This is a genomic window from Persicitalea jodogahamensis (assembly GCF_014651615.1).
Lineage (GTDB): Bacteria > Bacteroidota > Bacteroidia > Cytophagales > Spirosomataceae > Persicitalea > Persicitalea jodogahamensis.
This window is the reverse complement of record NZ_BMXF01000001.1, coordinates 942,990-964,213: the sequence shown is the minus strand read 5'-3', so window position 1 is coordinate 964,213 and position 21,224 is coordinate 942,990. Positions and strand designations below refer to the sequence as shown.

Genomic DNA, 21,224 nt, shown 5'->3' with positions numbered 1-21,224 from the left:
AATTTGATCTGTTTGTGAATCCGGGTTCAAAAAACAGTACGCATCTGAATTTTGGTTTGTGGCAGTGCTCCCTGAAAAACTATTTTCAAAAAATTAACTCTGACCCAGTGCCACAAATCTGCCTTTCAGGACGTACTCTGTATAATTGAAAGCACACTTTCTACTTCAACCGCCTTGCTATTCCGAAAAAATACCCCTTTCATCGAGAGTGACCTCGAAAGCGTGCTGAAAGCGTGCCGGGAAGGAAGCGCTCAGGCTCAGCGGGTGCTGTTCCAACAGCATTTTGGTTATGTCAAGAGTATATGCCTGCGGTACGCTTCCTCCCCGGAAGAATCGGAAGACGTGCTGAACGAGGCTTTTTTAAAGGTATTCCAGAATTTGTCGAAATATGATGAGAAGCAGCCATTCAAACCCTGGTTGCGCACCGTAGTAGTCAATACTGCCATTAGCCACTACCGGAAGCACCATAAAAAACAACGAGATACCGTCACGCTGGAAGATGCGCCCGTAGCCCGTTTTGATGATAACATTCTGGAAAACATAACAGCAGACGAAATTCTGGAACTCGTGCAGCAATTGAGGCCCGACTACCGGAACGTATTTATGATGTATGCGGTGGATGGCTACGGCCACCGTGAGATTTCGGAGATGCTGACCATCAACGAGGCCACAGTACGCTCACACTATGCCCGCGCCCGCGCCCGGTTGCAGCACTTGATCAAGCAGTACTATCCCGACCTTTTCCCGACCGACTGGGAGATGAAGTCATATAAACAAAATGAAAACTAAAAAATTTGAAGAAATTTTACGCCGGAAACTCGAAAGCCTGAAACCCGACTTTCAAGAGCAGGACTGGGATAAGTTCCAATCCTTTCAGCAGCACGCTGCGCCTTCTTTCTGGCAGACTTACGGGCATTGGCTTGGCTACGCGGTGGCAGTACTTACGACTGCCACGGTAGCATTACTTTACCTTAATCAGTCGCGGCAGAACGATGCGTTATTGCAGGAAATGAGGGAGCTGCGGGAGCAAATCGTGGCCGGGGCCCCGGCTGGCCAATCAGGTGCAGGCATTGATTCCGTTGAGGCGGGATCGATGCCGCGCGGTCAATTCGCCGGAGGCGAACGTGCCGTAGTTCATTCTGACACAGTTTATGTTATCGAACCACGGGTAGTGTACCGTGATCGTCCCCGATACGAAAACAGCACTACGCAGCCCGGTCAGACCGAACCATCCGGGAGTGTAGCTTTTGAAAGCGGCAAAAATCGGGATGAACACGAAACTAAAAAATCAGAGAATCCGGCAAATAACGAAGGAAACAGCAGGAAGGAGCGAGCAATTAAAGATTTGTCCCCAGCACCTACCGAAGACCTTTTTCAACCCGGACAGGATTCTCCAGCAATAGCAAGAGACATCAACGCGTCGCAATCTGAAGACCGGAAACTCAGATCGGACGAGACCTCTGCTGATCCTGTTTCGGTAGATAAAACACCTATACCCATCGAAGCACCGACGCAGGAGCGGCTGGTTTTAAATGATGTTCATCCTTTACCCGCGCCTTCGCTACCCGAGGTGGGTAAGGCGGCCTACCGTCGCCTTGTGAATAGGATTCCCAGAGCTGCCCGGAAGCGGGATGCTCCAGTAGTGGCAAAGTCAGAAAAAATATCAGAAAGCAGAGCCGCGCAACCAAAACCAGTTGTGGCCGAAAGTGCCGAAAAAATAACGAAGGAGGAAAGTCTGCTTCCTGAATTCGGGCTGAATCTACCCTTCCGCGTTGGCGCAGGACAGCAGTGGGAAGGTCACACCAGAGCATTTTCCCTATGGAATGAAGTATTGTTTGGGGATCACTGGGCAGTTCAGGCAGGAGTAAGCTGGCAGAAACTGGAAGACCAAAAGTTTTTCGATGTAAAAATTTTCGATCAAAAGATGCGGACGGATTTCCGGAGAGATCACGCCGATAAACTACCCCCAAGCTTTGACATTTTCAACATTAGTACCAGTACCAGGGTGGTCAGAATTCCGCTCAACCTAACCTACCGGAATGAAATCGGCCGGGACCTTTCCTACTTTATAGGAGCGGGCACCAATGTAAACCTCAAAGCCAGGCAAACACTGTCTTTCGACTTTAAACGACCTTCCAAAGACTACGGGCAAGAGAGTAAAGAGCGGACTATAGCTTTTCCCCTAATCAACAACGTGAATGCGCTGGTAGGGGTTGAAAAGCGCTGGAGCCCAATCGTATTACAGCTTAGCTCTTTTCTGACTACCCGCTTCAAAACCTTCCCATTCCTTGACAACCGCACAGATGTGGGGCTTCAGGTAAAGGTACTTTACGAGTTCAGGGCTGACAAGAAAAAGTAGGATCTACCAGACCTGATCCAGGTCCTTGGCGGTGTACAGGTGGTTGCGCTCCGAAAACGCCGAGTCCTTGTTCTCGCTGCGCAGTGAGAGAGGATTTTTCCGGCCCATCCGCGACAGAAGTGCGATCGGGAACAGGATCACAAAAAATACGATCGACAGCAGAATCCGCCCGTTGATCGCTCCCAGGATTTCGGCAATCTTGAACCAGCCTTTCACAATCCATTCGCCCACGATTGGAATGGCGATGGACAGCACACCAATGACTGCCGCCGCGTAGAGCATCCATGGGTACCTGGATTTGAAAATAAAGTAAATCACGACCAGCCCGGTCACGATGACGAGCTGCGCTTTGGCCCTGTCGGCTTCAGTTATGTTGTTGTTCAATTTTGAAGGAGAGAAAAGGAAAGAACGAGAGAATGAGGAGTTTTTTTATTGACTCATTCTCTCGTTCACAATTAAAATAAGGTATAGATGAACGGAGCCACGGCCGAGCCGCCACCAATGACGATCAGAACGCCGATGAGCAATAGCACGATGATGACTGGTGCCAGCCACCACTTTTTACGCTCCTTCATAAAGGAGAACAGGTCATTTAAAAAATCCATTAGTATCTATTTGTTGAACTGTTGAAATGGTACGCCATCGTGGCGTTTGACCATATAATTATTGAGCGGGTCACAAACCAAACACCATTTTCGATCTATTCCCTTATCAAGATCAAAAAGGGTGTACTCGTTGTATTTTACTTCCCTCTGCGTGACACCGCTCTTACTCTTATTTCATAACTCCATACACCCGCTCTGCCATCAATGCATTCACGGCAGCACCGGCGTGCCCATCGTTCTTGCCGACGACCCGAGCTTTGTCTTCTATTTTCCTGATACCGTCCGTTAGAGTGACCACTTTCACTCCGTGTACTTTCAGGTAATCCTCCACGGGCCGGGTGTACTTTGCGCTTTTGTCCAGTTGGAATAGAAACGGAACAAAGACGGCGTACATTTTGGCTTTGGTGCTGTCACGATAAGCCAGCATTTGGTTCAAATCCCGAAAATGCGCATTCAGCACCGTTGAATCTGTATATGACTTTTGAACGAAATCTTCGAAGGTACTGAACGAGGCGTGGGGTAGTTGCCAATAGACAAAATTAGGCAAATAAAACCGCTTCACCAGCGTAGCCCAAGGGCCGTGCAGATCGTTGTAAGGCTCGGCCCCCGTGAGGGTTTGGCCATTTTCGCGCGCGGCTTTTTCAATGTCATTGGGAAAATATTGCAGGACGATTACATCAGGCTTCACCGGGAATTCCATCAACCGCCGTGCTTCGTCACGGGTATCGGAACCCGACACACCGAGGTTATAAACCACGTACTTATCCTTCCCCAACTTGTTTTCCAGCTGATCGGAAAAGCGGTCGTCCAGGCTTTCCAGTCCGTGTCCGGCGGCAAATGAATCGCCGATGACCAGTACTTTCGTCTTGTTCGTGCCCGCTTCGATTTCCTTATCCCGGTAGCCCTGCGCGTTGACGGGGTTCCAGTACTTTTCCCACCAGATTTGGGATGCCTTCGACAATACCCCCTCATGGCTTTGGGGAATGTACATGAAGATTATTTCCAGAAATATAAGTACCACTACCAGTGGTACAATCAGCGTGACGACATTGGCTACCAAGCCTTTGGCCTTCGACTTGACGACTCCGTAATAAAATATCCGTAAAATCTCGATCACAAACAGCAGCCAAAACATTGTCTTGGTCAGCCGAATGTAAAAGCTGTCACTCTGCGGAAAACCCGGATAGCCGAAAGTAACGTGAAACTTGTCGGGATAGAAAAGAAACACGAAGAGTACCGCGAGCAAAGCGAGGCGAATGATGCTGGTTATGGCTTTTGACATGGTGGACAATTTTGAATGATAGAATGATAGAATGAATGAATATTGCTTGCGCCCGACTACTCAATTCATTCTATCATTCTATCATCGCTCCGGCGGCCCGGTCACTCATTTAAAATTGAAATTAATCAAGCACAAACTCTTCCTGCCAGTTGTCTTTCTCCTGCCATTCGGGCTGCTGCCGCTTGTCGAAAAGGTAGTTACCCACTACAAGGTAGTCCATTTCGGTGCGCATGAAGCAGCGGTAGGAGTCGTTGGGCGTAGAAACGATGGGTTCGCCGCGTACGTTGAAGCTCGTGTTCACGACCACAGCGTAGCCGGTCAGTTCCTTGAATGCATTGATAAGCTCCCAATAGCGCGGGTTGGTTTCCTTATGGACCGTCTGAATCCGGGCCGAATAGTCGATGTGCGTGATCGAAGGCAGATCTGACCGCTCAAAGTACAGTTTGTTACGCAGATCCATTGAATCATAACCCGCCGGAAGTGGGTTACGCCGCTCCTCGGCCACAGGATGCACCAGCAGCATGTAAGGTGAAATACCGTCGTAGTCGAAATACTCTCCGACGTTTTCGGCCAATACCGAAGGCGCGAAGGGTCGGAACGACTCCCGGTACTTGATTTTCAGGTTGAGCTTCTTCTGCATCTCAGAGTTGCGCGGGTCGCCCAGAATGCTGCGGCCACCCAATGCGCGCGGGCCAAATTCCATGCGGCCCTGCACCCAACCGACCACGTTGCCGTCGGCCAGAAGTTTCGCTACTTCCCGGCTCAACTCTTTGAAATCTTCAAAATGCGTGTAGGTGGCATTGTACTTTTTTGCGGTCAGCTCTACGTCCAGATCCGAGAAGGTCGGACCGAGGTAAGAGCCGCGCATGTTGTCGTTTTTCCAGGTAACTTTCCGCTCCTGACCGAAGAAAATATGGTACGCGGCTTGCGCCGCGCCCAACGCGCCGCCCGCGTCGCCAGCGGCGGGCTGAATGAACACGTCTTTGAAAATTCCTGCTTTCTGAATCTTGCCGTTGGACACACAGTTGAGCGCCACGCCGCCCGCCATGCACAGGTAGTCTGCACCAGTAAGGCGTTTCGCTTCGCGTCCCATCCGGATTACAGCCTCTTCTGTTACCCGTTGAATGGCAAGGCCGAGGTTGCAGTGTTCGGCTTCCAGCGAATCCTCGGGATTGCGCTTCTTGAAACCAAAAAGATTTTCCCAGGCAGCTTCGTCCACCATTTTCAGGCCCGTGGCGTAGTCGAAGTACTTTTGGTTGAGCCAAACGGAACCATCTTCCTTAAGCTCGATGAGCTCCTTAAGAATAACATCTACATAACGTTCCACATCCGGGGAAGTGGGGTTGCCGTAGGGAGCAAGCCCCATCAGTTTGTATTCACCCGAGTTGACCCTAAAGCCAAGAAAATAGGTAAAAGCAGAGTACAGAAGCCCCAGCGAATGCGGGAAGCGAAGTTCTTTTAAAATGGTAATATCCTTGCCTTCGCCAAGGCAAATGGAAGCGGTAGCCCACTCGCCCACCCCATCGATAGTCAGGATTGCGGCTTTCTCGTAAGGTGAGGGATAAAAAGCAGAGGCAGCATGCGACAGGTGGTGTTCAGGAAAAAGCATCTTGACAGGCTTTTTCTTATCGTAACCCAGTTTCACCAGTTCCTCCTTAATGAGTCTTTTCAGAAACATCTTTTCCTTAATCCACACGGGCATTGCCGTAATGAAGGAGCGGATTCCTCTTGGCGCAAAGGCGTAGTACGTTTCCAGCAAACGCTCGAATTTCAGCAGTGGCTTGTCGTAAAAAACGATAGCATCCAGCTGGTTAAGAGTCACGCCGCCGTATTCCAGGCAGAACTGTACGGCATTGGCCGGAAAGCCAGGATCGTGCTTTTTACGAGTAAAGCGCTCTTCCTGCGCAGCTGCCACAATCACACCATCATCGATCAAAGCCGCTGCCGAATCGTGGTAGAAGGCTGAAATTCCCAGTATCTTCAAGGGTTATTTATTTGTTAATCTGTTGATTTGTCGATTTGAGTTTTTAGCAAATCGCGGGCAAAACTAGGCATTACTAGGGTAACATCAAATGGCTGATGAAAACCACAAACTTAATATAATGCAAAAAGCCCCCTGAACGGCAGGCGGCTTTTCCCAGAAAAGTATCCACTTCTATTGTATTTTGATGCGCTTCGCCGTCATGGGAATACATAAGGTTTTGGTATCACCGCATTGGCAATCGCGTTGCATTAGGGTCAACTTAATGTCCTGCGTACAGCCTGAGTCGTTGTAAACCCTCACCAGATAGGCCTGGCTTGCCGCCATAGGATTGCTCAAATCGCTGAGGATTGCGCCGCTGGCTGGAATGGGTTGCGGCGTATCGAACACAAAGTTGGAAGCCGATGCGCCCACACTGACATTAAATTTTTCCTGGGCCTTATATCCGGTCAGTAGAATCTGGCCGTCACTGTTTGCCTGCTGGCTGTTGCAGGTCACGCTTTCAATGATAGCCTGAACGTCGGGGGCGGGCTTTACCGTTACCAGCACCGTATCGCTGCAGGTTTGGTTTTGGGACATGACAAACGCATAGGTACCTGCACCAGCCAACCCCTTCACCAGTCCGGACTGGTCGATGGTAGCAGGCGATGGGTTACCCGCTGCGGCTGTCCAGGTCTGCCCCGTCGTGGCAACGGCCAATCTCAGGGAATCGATTCCCGCGCACACCGACGTATCCCGTCCTGCATCCACCCAACAGTCTTCAAATGCCGCATCGAACTGCATTTGGTTTTGACCTGGGGCACCCGTTTTTACCGCCATGTAGGGAAAGCCCTGCAAATTGACGGGAACATTGGCATCGGCGATTCGGGCGCGGTTGGCAATCTGGTTTTCTTCTATTTTCTGAGTGTTAGGCTGGGCGCTGGCAATTAGCCGATACGCATTGTTGTTAACCAAAAGTACCGCTTGATTTTTGTCAAACTGCGGGAGGCTGCCATTAGCACCCAGTACGATGTAATAGGAGGAATTGGGCTGAACCGAAGTACCCCCGAACAAATAGGTACCGTCTCCCTTACTCGTAGTCACACTAACCAACCCGCCATTTTCGTCATACAGGCCCACCGATACGCCCGCCAGCGGGGCTTCACCCGGATCTTGCAGGCCGTTCCTGTTGGCATCCACCCAAATGCGGTTGCCGATCAGGATCGGGGCAGCCTCGCAAAGGGCACGGATGCTGCCCAGGCCATTGGCTTTGCCAACGTACTGTTGGTTGGCGTCGCCGTTATAGATCTCGAAGGCCTTCATCCTGTTGCCGCTTAAATTACTGAACCATGACACCCCACCCGTCCAGGCCGTGAACGGCTCTATCACTGATGCAACCACCTCGTCGTTGCCCGGCACCACCAGCATAGACCCCATGAAGGTCTCCTGCTGGATGATTTCTCCCGAGAATACATCCTTGTAAAAATCGTCCCCGTAAAACTCGCCACCGCCCGGCCCTTCGTTGTTACCTGCTCCCTTTCCCACGCGCAGGCCCGACTTGCCATTTTGCTCCAGTTTATACGTGCCGTCGGCGTAAGCCTGGGCCCGCAGAATATCGCCTCCGATGTACCCGCTGAAACGAGCGGGGCTGGAAGGGATACTCATTTGGTTGCGGCTGGTTTGGTGGCCCGTGCGGTCCATCAGCCCGAGGATGAGCGATCCGTCGGTGTCGAATTCGATGTCAGACAGAATCGGTTGCGGACGCGAAACGCGGTAAATGGGCGTTACCCCTTCCATGGTGAGCAGTGAAGTGGTGAGATCCGCAAAATCATCGGCCCAGGGCTCCCAGTACTCACTTTGCGGCACTCCCGAATGTACCCAGCCTTTGCGGTAGTTGAGTGATTCGCTTATGACAGGGGTACTAATGAACTGACCGGTCTTCAAATCGTAGCGATATACATAAGCACGCAGATTGTCGCGGGTGGCACCCGGGTCACCTGCGTCGCAGGTCATGCCCACATAAAGCGATCCTTCGTGGTATTCCAGCGCCCAGGGTCGGGCTTGTCCGTTCACACACCCGGGATTTGGCAGTACATAGGATTTAATATCAGAAGCTGTCAACTGCCCGGCAGGCTTCGTGAGGGGAATACGTACCAGCGTTTTCTGGAATAAATTAATCACCCACAGAAAATTTTCATCCGGCGTGAGTGCCATGCCTCCCAACCCAACTTTACCTATCATTCCAAATGCGGCGGAGTCAAGGCTGGCTATCTGAAAATCGGCTGGAAGTACGCGATTAGTCAACAAAATGCTATCGGCCGGACTACTGAGTCTGACCAGCCTGGCAAGATCAAGGTAAGGGGCCGTAGATGGTGAAACGCCCGAAAGATCGGCCCGATAGATACCGCCTAGCCCCAGGGGGCCGAGGCCGCTGTGCCGCTTCAGAAAAGCAGAAAAGAAAAGCGCTTTATCCTGCCGGCGGTACGCACCACCCCACACCGTGCCCGTCATAGCATTGGAGGCCAGCAAGTCGGGCTCAGCCCCCTGCCCTGAGGCACTATACGGAAAGTGAACAATAGATGCCAGTGGCCCCGAGTTGCTCCCCGCCGCCAGCGGATCGCCTACCACGAAGCATGAAGCCACCAGGTTGGGCATAATGTCGCGGCAGTAGGATAACGGGTCGATCAGACCCAGGTTAACGGTAGAAACCGGCGTCGTCACGAACTGCACGGCAGATCCATTTTCTGGGCCGGGCATACTTTCGTAAGATTCATGGGGAAGATTGCTGAACTCCACCCGGACTTTTTTCCCGCCTGCAATAGCGAAGCTGAAATGCCCCAGGGAGTCGGTAGTTGTCGTGAGCGGCGTGGTGTCATCCACCAGGTAGGCCTTTACCTGAACGCCGCCGATACCGACCTCGGTTGGAAAGGAGGTTTGCCGGGTACCGTCACCGTTAAAATCGCGGTAAACATGTCCGCTAAGTTGGGCCATCGCCGCCGGAGTAAAGGCGAGCAAAAATAGCCAGATAAGCGTAGTTTGGGCGTCGAAGCCCCGACAGAGCTTCGACGCTCGTGAGCCTTTGTAAACGATTTTCATGGGTTGCAGTATTTACATTCACGTAGGGTTCCTGCGAAGACCGTGCCATTTTTTTGTTCTCAAGTAGTACACGAAGGAGATTTTGTTACATCCAATTATTAAAACATTGATCATGAGATATTTATATCCAACAACACTCTTAACCTCCTAAGTTCAAAAAGTGGAAAGAGTTGGATTATTCGGGTAGCGTCGCGTTGAAATCAACCGATATTTGGCTTACTTTGGGCGATGATCGAGAAGCAAAGACAGCCGCAGGAAAGCCGGTTACCGGTGACGGCTACATATGAGATCAGGCTGAGGCTAACCAAAACCGAAAGTGCTTCGTCGCGATTCGACCTTTACCTTTATAATACCACCCGTCACCTTGCCACCCAACGCGCCTCCCGGCCTTTTTCGGTAGAATTATGGGATACCGAAACGCAACGTATTGTCGCTCTTTTCCATGCTGATAGCGACGGCGAAACCGCCGTTTCACTTCCCAATGCACCATTTGGCGGAGTGGAGTTCGCCACCGGAATTCCTGATGAAGCACTGATTCACATGCTATCGTTTGTCGAAACGTGCTGCCGGGAGCAACATCTCATCCGACTGAATATAAAGTTGCCGCCAGAGGGCTATGATCAGGCTAGATCCAGTTTTCTTCAGGAAGTGTACAGAGAGCGGGGGTTTACGGTTATGAATTCATTCATCAACCATCATATTCCGGTGGGTGATGATCCTTTTATTCACAAAATCCACCCTTCGGAGCGAAAGCGGTTACGCAAGTGCCAGCGTGCCGGCTTCGTGACAGAGGGATGGGACAACCCCGACCCGGGGGAAGTCTATTCTTTTCTGGCCAAGAGCCGGGAGCGGCAAGGCTACGCCCTGTCGCTGGATTTCGAGCAATTGAAAAATTTGCTCACCGAACTACCGGGAGAGGTCAAAGTCTTTGTGGTAAAAGACGGTGCCGAAATCGTCAGCCTTACCGTCGCGATCCGGGTCAATCAGCGCATTCTGTACAACTTTTGTCCAGCCGACAACCTCGACTACCGTGCTTTCAGCCCGACCGTATTGCTGAATTGCGCCTTATACGAATACGCCCAAAACGAAGGGATCGAACTTATCGACCTTGGCGTGTCGCTGGATCATTCAGGCAACGAGAAGGCATCGCTGATTCGCTTCAAGGAGAACCTGGGCGGGCTTCCTTCACTAAAATTGACTTACAGCAAGGTATTGGTTTGACCACCTGGGGCCTTACCTTTGCGGCCCGTTCGCATATAGTACCCTCCGTTACGCTTTCAGCAGCATCGCATGAGTGTCATTAAACGACAGACTATTCTCGGCACACTTTATTCCTACATGGGTGTGGGAGTTGGGATGCTTACACAGGCGCTGATCATTCCCAATTTTTTTACTACGCAACAGAACGGGCTGCTCCAGGTGCTATTTGCTTATGCCCTGATCGTGGCGCAGTTTGCCAGCCTGGGCTTCAATCAAGCCGGGACACGGTTTTTTGGAGAATTCCGTGACGCCGGAAGCAGGCACCGGGGCTACCTATTTACCGGACTGCTCTTTTCGGCGGTGGGCTATGGCGCGGGTACTTTGGCATTGTATCTCTTCAAAGAACAAATCATCGGTTCTGCCGAGGCGGACCGGCTGCTATTCAGCAAGTACTTCGACCTGATGGTGCCTTTGTCGCTGGCCACACTCCTTTTCTACCTTTTTGACAATTACGCCAAGGGCCTCTACGATACCGCTCACGGGAATTTTTACAAAGAATTTCTACAACGTTTTTTGATTTTCCTCTCAGCCTGTCTGGTAGCGATGGGACTGATCGATTTTCAAGTTTTTATTCTTCTCTGGGCATTCGGCATCTGCCTGCCCACGCTGCTGATGATGTTCCGCGCCTACCAGTTAGGCAACTTTTCACTGGCACCCGATCGCTTTTTTTTCAAGTCCGGTTTCCGGCGGCAGTTCCTCAGTTTTTCGCTATTCAGCGTGGCCACTGGTTTTTCGTCTATTGTGATCACCCAACTGGACAAGCTCATGGTCAAGGAATTTCTGGGTCTGAGTGAAACTGGTATTTATGCTACCAGCCTGCTGTTTGGCAGCGTGATGACGCTCTCATACAACATCACCGCCAAAGCTTCCACGGCCATCGTTCTCGATGCGATGCACAGTGAAGACTACGGCAAGGTGGCGAGCATTTATAAAAAGAGTGGTGTGACACAGCTCATTCTGGGCTGCCTGATCCTGTTGGTGACCTGGGTCAACATCGATCTCCTGTTTACTTTCATCAAGCCAGCCTACGCCGCCGGAAAGTACGCCCTGATCATCATCGGTCTGGGTAAGCTATTTGAGTTAGCCAACGGTATTAATACCCTGATTCTGGCGTACTCCAAGTATTACAAACTGGATTCGTTGTTAATCGCTCTGTTCATTTTGGTACTTTTCCTGCTGAATCGTTTCCTGATCCCGCTATATGGCCTCGACGGCGCAGCCCTGGCAGCAGTGGCTTCAGTGACGTACTACAATGTCACCCGAACTTTCCTGATCTGGAAATTTTTCCGCATTCATCCTTTCAGTCGGGTACAGCTGCAGATCCTGGCTTTGGGGGCGGTTTTGCTGTTTCTGGGCTTTCAGCTCCCGTCGCTTGGTGAAAGCCTGTGGGAGCGAATAGCCACGCTCGTTTACCGAACGGCGCTGTCAGGCGCGGCCTTCGGGGCGGGGATTCTATGGATGAATGTCTCGGAAGATATCAATTCGCTGGTACGTAACGGGTTCTCTGCCTTCAAGAAGTACCTTAACAGGTAACGGCTTACCTCTTCACCAGCACAAAAATTCCGCAGCCCATTTTACAACCCGCGTTGGTGGCGATGAGTTGAGGAGTCAGAGCGGCGTCCTCGAAAAAATGATCGGCATCATCGATGTAGGCAAAGCGCTCGATGTCGTATTTTCCTTTAAAGTAATCCAGCAAATAGTGCAGCGAAAAAATCCGGTGCGAGTTGAAGTCAATGCGCTGCGGGCCGATTTGGGTGGAAAAGTAGAACCGACCACCGGGCTTGAGTAGCTTATACATTGTATCGAGCCCTTTAAGGTGACCATCTACGTCGATGGGGTCACCGTAGCGGCCCAATCCGAAATGCTCTATGGTGTGCAGGCAGGAAAGTGAATCGGTGCATTCGGCCAGACGCTCGTCAAACTGCATCAGGTCGGCCTGCACAAACTCGATGTTGTTGATCTTTCCCGGCAGCGGCCGTATATCAAAAACCTCTATTTTGCGAAAAGCCGCCACGTGGGCCACAAAACCATCCACCCGCGAGCCAATGTCGATATGCCGGACGGGATTATCTACAAAAATCCGGTGCGCGGCATAAAGATCCTGATAGAAATACTGCCCCCTTGCCTTACCACTTGAATCGTACTTGTCGGTAAGTACCGGGATGTACCTGACCCTGAAACTTTGGTCAGAGGTAGCAAACTGTTTCCTGAAAACGGAAATATCCCGAACGTACCAGAACAGCCCCTTGAAATTGGTGAAAGCCTTACGAGGGTCGATGCCAAGGTAGTCGAGGGCAAAATAGATGAGTTTCATGGGTGGCAATCGGCTGTCAGCTTTTGGCTTTCGGCCTTTTCAGGGATTGAAATGATATAAATGAATAACGCCGGGGCCACGTCAGCAGACTTCGATGATTTCTTTCTCAGCCCCGATCAGGGCGGCCATCTGGGCAAAACTACTGCGGGTAGTGCAAATAATTTTTTTTGTTTGGGATAAAGCGTAAATATCCACAACAGCGCCCTGCATTCCTTCGGCAGTAGCACGGCTGAGCGGAATATCCTGTGTAATAAGGCGCTGGCCGAACTGTTCCCGGAGCGCAGTTTTCAATGAGGCATCGTCCGTGGCCAGAAAAAACTTCACATCAGGATCCTCGCCTTCCAACTGTTTCATCCGGTCCGTGAATAGCTCGACCGGTGAGGCCTTTATCAAAGCCGTGTGGTCGGTGCGGCGGATGTGTACGCCCACGGTGTTGCGGTCGAAGCGGGCGGTCAGGGCATCGATGCGCTGCCGGAGCTGCGGCTGCACGACAAGATTGTCAAAATTCTCAAAATCATAAAATTGGTAGCAGGTAGCAATCAACACCCGCCCGTGTTGGGCAATCTCGGCACGAAGCTGGGAAGGAGATCGGACGGTCAGATCATTGTCGAAATAAACCTGATCGTAAAACAGCCGGAGAAACCGGCGGTAAGTACTTTCGTATTTTTGAATGTAAATATGTTTCAGGAACGGTTTGAGCAGCGCCCTTTTCCAGCGCGACATCGGAAAGTACTCGAAACCCGTAGCAGCAAACATATCACCGAGTTCACTATTCAACTCAGGCTTCACAAACCAAACCAATTCGACATCGGCCCCTATATCGCGGCTCAGAAAAAAAGCCGAGTTAAGTACCCGCAACCGGTTGCCAAGGCCACCAAATGGAATCACGGTCATGTGGTTTGCCCTGCTCATTTTTCGGTGATTAGTTCGGCAAAGAAATTGGAATAGGAAAAAATCTCCAGTGTTTCAGTGTAGGTTATGGGATACAGGCCGTCAGTTACCACCCGATACAGCCGATAGTCAGGAGATAACAAATTCAGAAAGTCCCGGAGAAAAACGCGGGAGTCAATGTTGGTCCCGCCGAATTCAAACTGAATAAAGCGGATCGCCCGACGGGCGAGCATAGCAGTAGCTCCTTCAAATACTTTTATTTCGTGACCTTCCACATCGATTTTCAGAAAATCAATGCTGGCAATTCCCCGTTCCGCGCAAAACTGATCCAGCGTAGTGAGCGAAACCATTTCGTACTGGTCCAGTTTTTCGTCCTGAAACTGTCGCGGGTATACCGAAGCCAGACTCGACAATTCCTGACTGCGATACAGCTTCACATCTTCGACGGCCTGGCTCAGCCCCAGGTTGACGGCTTCTATATTTGGGTGGGTCAGTTTGGTTTTAAGTACTTCCCAGGTAGGTGTGGAAGGCTCAAAGGCATAGATCCGGGCCTCATGGCCAAAGACATCGGCCAGAAGATTGGCGTATTCACCCACATTGGCCCCCACGTCGAACAGCACGGGGTTTGAAGATTTTATCCGCCCCCGCAGGCTGCGTAGCAGATTCATTTCACCGTTGCTGTTGATATCGCCGCTCACGCCGTAATTCATGCCGTAGAGCCCCAGATGGTACACCATCGAGTAGAGCCGCTGAAACCCTTTCTTGCGGGCAGTGAGGTCAAGTACAGGTTTGAGGATTTTGAAAAACTTATTCAAAATATTTCAGGATAATCGTTAATTACAGCTGGACAAAGGTGATTTGGCAATGTTCAGGGATTCACTTTTTCTGCAAACTACTGGCCAGAATTTCGGCAACGCGCCCGGCGGTTTGCCCATCCCACAAGGGTGGGATAGTACCCGTTTTCATTTTACCTTCCAATATAGCCACAACATGGCGATGAACCGTCTGCGGATCCAGGTCGGCGAGCAAGAAATTAGTACCCAGCTCCACCGTCACGGGACGTTCGGTGCTGTCGCGGAAGGTCAGGCAGGGTACTTTCAAGCAGGTGGTCTCCTCCTGAATTCCGCCCGAATCGGTTATGATCAGGCAAGCATTCTCCATCAGTTGCAGGAATTCCAGGTAGCCCTGCGGTTCCAGCAAGCGCAGATTGGGAATGGCTTCCAATTCAGTTTGCAAGCCAAACTGCGCCATGTTGTTGCGGGTGCGGGGATGAATGGGAAACAGCACCGTGCGATAGGCGGCAGTGCTTTTTATTAGGTCGAGAATGCTCCTCAAGCCTGCTACATGATCGACATTGGCCGGGCGGTGCATCGTCATCAGAACATAGGATTCAGGCTCTAACCCCAATTCACTGAGCAAAGGGAGCTGTCGGGCTTTCTCGCGGTAATGCACCAGCGAGTCGATCATGACATTGCCTACGAAAAATACTTTTTCGTCCGGTACGTTCTCCGCTTTCAGATTGTCGAGGGCCGCCTGTTCAGTCACGAAAAGGTAGTCCGAAATGCTGTCGGTCAGGATGCGGTTGATTTCCTCGGGCATCCGGCGGTCGCCGCTGCGAAGCCCCGCCTCCACGTGGACGACAGGTATGTGCTCCTTCACAGCTACCAGAGCGCAGGCCAGCGTGGCATTCACATCGCCCACTACCAGCACGGCATCAGGTTTTTCGGCTTGCAAAACCGACTCGAAAGCCAGCATGGTTCGGGCCGTTTGCTGCGTGTGGCTGCCGCCACCTACCCCCAGAAAATAATCGGGTTCGGGTAGTTCCAGTTGCTTGAAAAACACGTCCGACATCCGGGCGTCGTAATGCTGACCGGTATGGATGATCTTAGATTCCAGCCCCTCGCGGCTCGCAAAAGCCCGGTGCAACGGAGCGACTTTCATGAAATTGGGTCTTGCCCCGACGATGCTGAGTATTTTCAAAAATTAAGTTTGTTTTTTTGCAAAAGTAAGGAAACAAAATTGCCAAATCCTCTTCTATGCCCTCCGCGCGACTCGCCCCGATCATCGTTTTTTGCTACAATCGCCCACAGCACTTGCGGCAGACGCTTGACGCCCTTCGGCGAAACCCACTCGCTGCAAAAAGTGATCTGATCGTGTTTTCCGATGGATCAAAGGGAGCATCGGACGCCGATTTAGTGCGGGAAGTCAGGGAATTGCTGGCCGAAACGATGGGGTTCAGATCTCTGACTACTGTCGCATCCCCGCAGAATAAAGGATTGGCGAAGTCTGTCATTGAAGGCGTCAGCCAAATTCTCGACACCCACGAAACCGTCATTGTGCTGGAAGACGACATGATCTGCACGCCGGATTTCCTGGATTACATGAATGCCGCGCTCGAAGTGTATAGAAATCGGCCGGACATTTTTTCGGTCACGGGCTACACACCGCCTATCGCGCTGCCCCCCGACTACACCGGGGACGCATACCTGGCCCCCCGCGCCAGTTCGTGGGGCTGGGGCACCTGGCGCGACCGCTGGCAGAAAGCCGACTGGCAGGTTGGGGTTTTTGCCAAAATAAAAAACGACCCGGACTGGAAGGAAAAGTTAAACGTGGGCGGCGACGATCTTTGGCCCATGCTGATTAAGCAACAGCGGGGCGTCATTGATTCCTGGGCCATTCGCTGGACGCTGGCACAAATGCAGCATTCAGCCTACGGTCTTTATCCGGTAAAATCCAAAATCATGAATATCGGCACGGATGGCAGCGGCACCAATTTCACTTTCAAAGCGAACACTTACGGCCAGGAACTTGCCATTGGGAAAGTTGATTTTGATTTTAACTTGCAATCCGACCCGGCGGTACAAAAAACTTTCCGCACCTACTACAACCTGCCCTGGCGTGTAAAGCTCAAAAACCGAATGAAGTACGGCGTCTAGCGCGCTGCAACTCTCCGATTACAGCCGGGCATCGACGGCATTTTTGGGCAAAGTTGCCTTCAAATCAAAAACTACCGAATGAGCGTGGGTGAATTCGGCAAAATCCAGCGAGGTGAATTCGCTATGCGCCACGGCCAGCACCACAGCCTCGTATTTACCCTCAATGCCTTCGACCAGTCGGATTCCGTACTCTTCGGATACCTCTTCCGGCACGGCCCAGGGGTCTTTCACGTCCACCTCCATACCAAAGTCACTCAATTCATGGATTACATCGACCACGCGGGTATTTCTGATATCGGGGCAGTTTTCCTTGAAGGTAATGCCCAGGATCAAGACGCGGCTCCCTTCTATTTTGTGGCCTTTTTTGATCAGTAATTTTACCAGCTTATTGGCCACAAAAACACCCATTTGGTCATTTACACGGCGTCCCGACAGGATTACCTGCGGGTAATAGCCCAAAGACTCAGCTTTGTAAGCCAGATAGTACGGATCTACCCCAATGCAATGTCCGCCGACGAGCCCGGGTTTGTATTTCAAAAAATTCCACTTGGTCCCCGCTGCTTCCAGTACTTCGGTAGTGTCAATATTCATCCGGTCGAAAATGAGGGCCAGCTCGTTCATGAAAGATATATTCACGTCGCGCTGGGCATTCTCAATGGCCTTCGAGGCCTCGGCTACCCGGATACTCGGCGCCAGATGCGTGCCGGCCTCGATGATGGTGCCGTACAACTCGTCCACAAACCTGGCCGTTCCCGGGGTACTTCCCGAGGTAACTTTTTTGATTTTGGTCAACGTATTGACTTTGTCGCCCGGGTTGATTCGCTCGGGCGAATAGCCGCAAAAAAAGTCTGTATTGAAGTTCAGTCTGCTGGTCTGCTCCAAAACAGGCACACAGTCTTCCTCCGTGCAGCCGGGATAAACCGTCGACTCGTAGATGACGACGTCGCCTTTTTTTAGCAGCGTGCCCACCGTATGACTGGCCGCCAGCAGCGACCTGAGATCCGGCTTTTTATAATCGTCTATGGGAGTGGGCACCGTGACCACAAATACCGTACAGTCTTTCAAATCAGCCGCGTCGCCAGTAAATTGCAGCGATTCGGCGGTTTGCAATTGGCGGTCGGTCAGCTCCTGGGTGCGGTCGTGGTGAGCCAGAAGTTCCGCTATTCGGGCCAGGTCGGTGTCAAGTCCGACAACTGAGTACCGCTTGCTGAACGCCAGAGCCAGCGGCAGGCCGACATAGCCAAGACCGATAACGGCAATTTTCAAAGGGGGATGCAGATGCATTAAAATTGGGATTAAACTACCCCAAAGCTATCTATTTTTAAGAAAGTGGCGCCGCCCATTGGCTATTGGTCGATGGCAACCGGCTTTTTTTTAAATGATAAAAGCGCAAGTTTTGTACAAACGCTAAAGAATCGACCGTCCCCACTGGTTATTCTCATTGTCCATAGTCTATTCTCCATTGGTTTGTTCTGGTTAAAACAATTACTGAAAGAACCTTACAACGCCCTGCGTACGGCCCGCGACCGCGAGTTCATTGGCTTGCTGTGGCGATACGGCGACAAGCCACGGCACCGTCTTACCGAGGTTCGCTTTGGCAAGTACCGCCTTCGGGTACCCGATACGATGTCGTTTCTATTCCAGCATCAGGAGATTTTTGCCGATGCATTTTACGAATTCACATCCGACCATCCCCAACCCGTCATTCTGGATTGCGGCGCCAATGTGGGGATGAGCGTTTTATATTTTAAAGAACGGTACCCCCAAGCCCGTGTTATTGCTTTCGAGGCAGAAGCCAGCATTGCCGAACTACTGCGGGAGAACTTACAAAGCAATGGAATCACGGATGTCGAGGTAATTGACAAAGCCGTCTGGACCGACGACCAAGGTGTCCAATTTGGCAGCGAAGCGGCCGATTCCTCGTCCATCTATTCCGAATCGGCTCAAATGAATTTGGTACCCTCGGTTCGTTTGCGGGATTACCTGCGTAAAGAAAAACGCATTGATTTTTTAAAGATAGACATCGAAGGAGCGGAGATAGACGTACTGGCCGACTGCGCCGACTCGCTGGGGCACGTAGAAAACCTGTTCGTGGAGTTTCATTCCTACATCGGTCATTCGCAATCACTTGCCGGCGTCGTCAAAGTGTTTGAAGAGAACGGGTTCCGCTATTATGTGGACACCAATCAGCACCGTAAGCGGCCTTTCGTCAATCATCGCTACCGCGGCAATGCTACGATGGATTTGCAACTTAATATTTTTGGATGGCGGGAATGAAGTGCCACCGGTAATAATAACGTAGTACCCCAAGCTACCTCACTCACAGGAACATGATCCTGCATATCAGCACATTTCAGGCAGAAGGCGGGGCGGCAGTGGCAGCCTCTCGCCTCAACCGTGCCTTGCGCAATCATGGGGTGGACTCCCGACTGCTTGTGTACCGGGTTGTCAAACCGGAAGTTGGGGTAACGGCCTGGGCAGATACTTCCTGGAAAGAAAAAATGTTCTGGCTGCGATTCGGAGCCGAGAGGCTACGGTTTCTACCTTATGAAAAAGACAAAAGCGTACGCTTTGCCTTTTCCCCGGCTGCCGTAGGTGTCCCCCTTGAAAGGCATCCTCTGGTGCAGCAGGCCAGCGTGATCAATCTCCATTGGATCAACTTCGGGTTTGTTTCCTTAGGAGGGTTAGAAAAGCTCTTCCGCCTGGGCAAGCCTGTTGTCTGGACCATGCACGATATGTGGGCATTTACGGGTGGGTGTCATTATAGCCGGGGTTGCGAGCGTTATCGGTCGCACTGCGGCTTTTGTCCTTATCTCAAAAACCCCGGCGAGCATGACCTTTCCTCTCAAATCTTTAACAGAAAAAAAAACCTGCTGGCCGCCGCGCCCCTAACCTTCGTGTCGCCCAGCCGGTGGTTGAGCGGCCTGATTCGCCATGCCGCCCTTACTGACCATCTACCCGTCCTCACGATTCCCAACCCAATCGATACCTCTGTATTTTTGCCCGTAGACAAAGGCGCTGTCCGGCGAAAGTTGAGCCTGCCCGTAAATAAAAAACTGGTTCTGTTCGCGGGGGCAAATACGCAGGACCCCCGGAAAGGGTATGCTTACTTTCGGGATGCACTAAACGCGTTGGCTGCCACGGCCGGGGAGATCGAAATCCTGCTTTTTGGAAAATCCCAGCCGGACGCCTACCATGATCTGCAACTACCCATCCATGATTTGGGAAAATTGACGGATACCACCCAAATTGCGGAAGCCTACGCCGCCGCTGACCTGATGGTAGTTTCGTCGATAGAAGACAATCTACCCAACACGGTGATGGAAGCGATGGCCTGCGGTACGCCGGTGGTAGGATTTGATAACGGGGGAATTCCCGACATGATCGACCATCTTAAAAATGGTTATGTTGCCGAGTACCGATCGGCGGAATCGCTGGCGGAAGGAATACGTTGGATTCTGGAAAACGATGCCGACGAAAATATTTCTCACAGTGCCCGCCAGAAAGTGCTGGAAACTTACGCCGAAGGGATCGTTGCCCGTCAATACGAAGATTTGTACCAGTCGCTGACCTAGAAAAACCAATCTCAATAAATCCGATTGAAACAGTGCCACTCCTGACCATCATCACGATCACTTACAACGCCGAGCAATTCCTGGAACGCACGCTGAGGAGTGTAGCCAAGGCAGCTCGGCTGGTACCCGGAGTCGTCGATGAGGTGGAATATATCCTGGTCGACGGGGCTTCACAAGATGGCACTCTGCAAATTGCAGAACAGTATAGCAGTTTGTTCACCCGCATATTGTCGGAACCCGACAAAGGGCTCTACGATGCCATGAACAAAGGGTTGAGCCTAGCCACCGGCGACTACCTGTGGTTCCTGAACGCGGGCGACGAAGTACATGATGGGCAGGTACTTTCCCGGCTGCTCCACGCCTTCCAGGACCCGGCCGATGTCTATTACAGCGACGCGCTCTTTGTGGACGATTCAGGACAGGAAATCGGACTTCGCAGTCAGGTGACGCCACATGCTCTGCCCAAAGAAATTCATTGGCAGGACTTTGCGCTGGGAATGAAAATCAGCCATCAGGCATTCATTGTGCGACGGACCATTGTTCCGGCTTACGATACCACTAACCTAAGCGCGGACATCGACTGGGAAATCAAGTGCCTCAAAAGGTCCCAGAAAACCGTTTACCTTCCATTTGTTCTTTGCCGCTACCTCACAGGTGGAATATCGGCGCGGCACCGGCGTCGCTCGTTGCTGGACCGTTTTAAGGTACTTCGCGGGCATTTCGGATTATTTCCCACTGTCGTGAATCATATCAGGATTGTCGCACGCGGCTTGCGGTTTTACTCTTTCAAGAAATAGCTGGCAGCACTCCCCGGGACTTCAATTTCAAATGTAGGTGACCGTTGCGCGATTGCGCTCGCCGAACCGTAGACTAGTTCACCCTTTTCGTCGGCTAATACCACCCATTGGTCGAGTAGTGGCCCCGTAGCATTAAACTAATTCTACCT

General features: G+C 51.5%; 18 protein-coding genes. 8 read left to right on the top strand and 10 right to left on the bottom strand.

Annotation, left to right across the window (positions count from 1 at the left end; translation table 11 throughout):
• The first annotated feature begins 174 nt into the window (after positions 1-174).
• On the top strand, positions 175-789 hold the full coding sequence (locus tag IE117_RS04010) for an RNA polymerase sigma factor (protein ID WP_189563041.1): 615 nt from the start codon (positions 175-177) through the stop codon (positions 787-789).
• Positions 779-2,359 carry a hypothetical protein gene (locus IE117_RS04005; RefSeq protein ID WP_189563040.1) on the top strand — a complete coding sequence of 527 codons (1,581 nt, stop codon included), beginning with the start codon at positions 779-781 and terminating at the stop codon, positions 2,357-2,359. Before IE117_RS04010 ends, IE117_RS04005 begins: the two co-directional genes overlap by 11 nt.
• A gap of 3 nt (positions 2,360-2,362) precedes the next feature.
• On the opposite strand, the gene IE117_RS04000 is transcribed toward IE117_RS04005, so the two are convergent.
• From IE117_RS04000 to IE117_RS03980, 5 genes are all read right to left on the bottom strand, one after another.
• On the bottom strand, positions 2,363-2,743 hold the full coding sequence (locus tag IE117_RS04000) for an SxtJ family membrane protein (RefSeq protein ID WP_229580282.1): 381 nt from the start codon (positions 2,741-2,743) through the stop codon (positions 2,363-2,365).
• A gap of 71 nt (positions 2,744-2,814) precedes the next feature.
• Positions 2,815-2,964: a DUF5989 family protein gene (locus IE117_RS03995; protein WP_189563039.1), complete on the bottom strand. Its 150-nt coding sequence runs from the start codon at positions 2,962-2,964 to the stop codon at positions 2,815-2,817.
• Between the two features lie 169 nt (positions 2,965-3,133).
• Positions 3,134-4,246 carry an SGNH/GDSL hydrolase family protein gene (locus IE117_RS03990; protein WP_189563038.1) on the bottom strand — a complete coding sequence of 371 codons (1,113 nt, stop codon included), beginning with the start codon at positions 4,244-4,246 and terminating at the stop codon, positions 3,134-3,136.
• 121 nt (positions 4,247-4,367) lie between these two features.
• Positions 4,368-6,230: a carbamoyltransferase family protein gene (locus tag IE117_RS03985; protein WP_189563037.1), complete on the bottom strand. Its 1,863-nt coding sequence runs from the start codon at positions 6,228-6,230 to the stop codon at positions 4,368-4,370.
• A gap of 171 nt (positions 6,231-6,401) precedes the next feature.
• The gene (locus IE117_RS03980) at positions 6,402-9,302 is read right to left on the bottom strand and encodes an SdrD B-like domain-containing protein (protein WP_189563036.1); all 2,901 of its coding nucleotides are present in this window, start codon (positions 9,300-9,302) and stop codon (positions 6,402-6,404) included.
• A gap of 228 nt (positions 9,303-9,530) precedes the next feature.
• Here IE117_RS03980 and IE117_RS03975 point away from each other — a divergent pair, with 228 nt between their 5' ends.
• The gene (locus tag IE117_RS03975; RefSeq protein WP_189563035.1) at positions 9,531-10,523 is read left to right on the top strand and encodes a GNAT family N-acetyltransferase; all 993 of its coding nucleotides are present in this window, start codon (positions 9,531-9,533) and stop codon (positions 10,521-10,523) included.
• Between the two features lie 69 nt (positions 10,524-10,592).
• Complete coding sequence (locus IE117_RS03970; protein ID WP_189563034.1) at positions 10,593-12,095, top strand: lipopolysaccharide biosynthesis protein; 1,503 nt, start codon at positions 10,593-10,595, stop codon at positions 12,093-12,095.
• Positions 12,096-12,099: 4 nt separating this feature from the next.
• On the opposite strand, the gene IE117_RS03965 is transcribed toward IE117_RS03970, so the two are convergent.
• The 4 genes from IE117_RS03965 to wecB form a co-directional block, all read right to left on the bottom strand.
• Entirely contained in the window at positions 12,100-12,876 is a 777-nt protein-coding gene (locus IE117_RS03965; protein ID WP_189563033.1) for a DUF268 domain-containing protein, read from the bottom strand.
• An 81-nt stretch (positions 12,877-12,957) separates the two neighbouring features.
• Complete coding sequence (locus tag IE117_RS03960; RefSeq protein ID WP_189563032.1) at positions 12,958-13,788, bottom strand: O-fucosyltransferase family protein; 831 nt, start codon at positions 13,786-13,788, stop codon at positions 12,958-12,960.
• Positions 13,785-14,582: an FkbM family methyltransferase gene (locus tag IE117_RS03955; protein ID WP_189563031.1), complete on the bottom strand. Its 798-nt coding sequence runs from the start codon at positions 14,580-14,582 to the stop codon at positions 13,785-13,787. Before IE117_RS03955 ends, IE117_RS03960 begins: the two co-directional genes overlap by 4 nt.
• Positions 14,583-14,643: 61 nt before the next feature.
• Entirely contained in the window at positions 14,644-15,747 is a 1,104-nt protein-coding gene (gene wecB / locus IE117_RS03950; RefSeq protein WP_189563030.1) for a non-hydrolyzing UDP-N-acetylglucosamine 2-epimerase, read from the bottom strand.
• 38 nt (positions 15,748-15,785) lie between these two features.
• On the opposite strand from wecB, the gene IE117_RS03945 reads away from it, so the two are divergent.
• Positions 15,786-16,703: a glycosyltransferase gene (locus tag IE117_RS03945; RefSeq protein WP_262893098.1), complete on the top strand. Its 918-nt coding sequence runs from the start codon at positions 15,786-15,788 to the stop codon at positions 16,701-16,703.
• Positions 16,704-16,721: 18 nt separating this feature from the next.
• On the opposite strand, the gene IE117_RS03940 is transcribed toward IE117_RS03945, so the two are convergent.
• Complete coding sequence (locus IE117_RS03940; RefSeq protein WP_189563028.1) at positions 16,722-17,987, bottom strand: nucleotide sugar dehydrogenase; 1,266 nt, start codon at positions 17,985-17,987, stop codon at positions 16,722-16,724.
• Between the two features lie 183 nt (positions 17,988-18,170).
• On the opposite strand from IE117_RS03940, the gene IE117_RS03935 reads away from it, so the two are divergent.
• From IE117_RS03935 to IE117_RS03925, 3 genes are read left to right on the top strand one after another with little or no spacing between them, the layout of a single operon-like run.
• The gene (locus tag IE117_RS03935) at positions 18,171-18,980 is read left to right on the top strand and encodes an FkbM family methyltransferase (RefSeq protein WP_189563027.1); all 810 of its coding nucleotides are present in this window, start codon (positions 18,171-18,173) and stop codon (positions 18,978-18,980) included.
• A gap of 53 nt (positions 18,981-19,033) precedes the next feature.
• Positions 19,034-20,278, top strand: a complete 1,245-nt coding sequence (locus IE117_RS03930) for a glycosyltransferase family 4 protein (protein ID WP_189563026.1) — start codon at positions 19,034-19,036, stop codon at positions 20,276-20,278.
• A gap of 32 nt (positions 20,279-20,310) precedes the next feature.
• Entirely contained in the window at positions 20,311-21,075 is a 765-nt protein-coding gene (locus IE117_RS03925) for a glycosyltransferase family 2 protein (protein ID WP_189563025.1), read from the top strand.
• Positions 21,076-21,224 lie beyond the last annotated feature (149 nt).

What these genes read in the sequence shown, in the direction of transcription:
- IE117_RS04005 (WP_189563040.1), top strand. Translation starts at nt 779, where the DNA reads ATGAAAACTAAAAAATTTGAAGAAATTTTACGCCGGAAACTCGAAAGC.
- IE117_RS03995 (WP_189563039.1), bottom strand. Translation starts at nt 2,964, where the DNA reads ATGGATTTTTTAAATGACCTGTTCTCCTTTATGAAGGAGCGTAAAAAG.
- IE117_RS03990 (WP_189563038.1), bottom strand. Translation starts at nt 4,246, where the DNA reads ATGTCAAAAGCCATAACCAGCATCATTCGCCTCGCTTTGCTCGCGGTA.
- IE117_RS03980 (WP_189563036.1), bottom strand. Translation starts at nt 9,302, where the DNA reads ATGAAAATCGTTTACAAAGGCTCACGAGCGTCGAAGCTCTGTCGGGGC.
- IE117_RS03975 (WP_189563035.1), top strand. Translation starts at nt 9,531, where the DNA reads ATGATCGAGAAGCAAAGACAGCCGCAGGAAAGCCGGTTACCGGTGACG.
- IE117_RS03970 (WP_189563034.1), top strand. Translation starts at nt 10,593, where the DNA reads ATGAGTGTCATTAAACGACAGACTATTCTCGGCACACTTTATTCCTAC.
- IE117_RS03965 (WP_189563033.1), bottom strand. Translation starts at nt 12,876, where the DNA reads ATGAAACTCATCTATTTTGCCCTCGACTACCTTGGCATCGACCCTCGT.
- IE117_RS03960 (WP_189563032.1), bottom strand. Translation starts at nt 13,788, where the DNA reads ATGAGCAGGGCAAACCACATGACCGTGATTCCATTTGGTGGCCTTGGC.
- IE117_RS03940 (WP_189563028.1), bottom strand. Translation starts at nt 17,987, where the DNA reads ATGCATCTGCATCCCCCTTTGAAAATTGCCGTTATCGGTCTTGGCTAT.
- IE117_RS03930 (WP_189563026.1), top strand. Translation starts at nt 19,034, where the DNA reads ATGATCCTGCATATCAGCACATTTCAGGCAGAAGGCGGGGCGGCAGTG.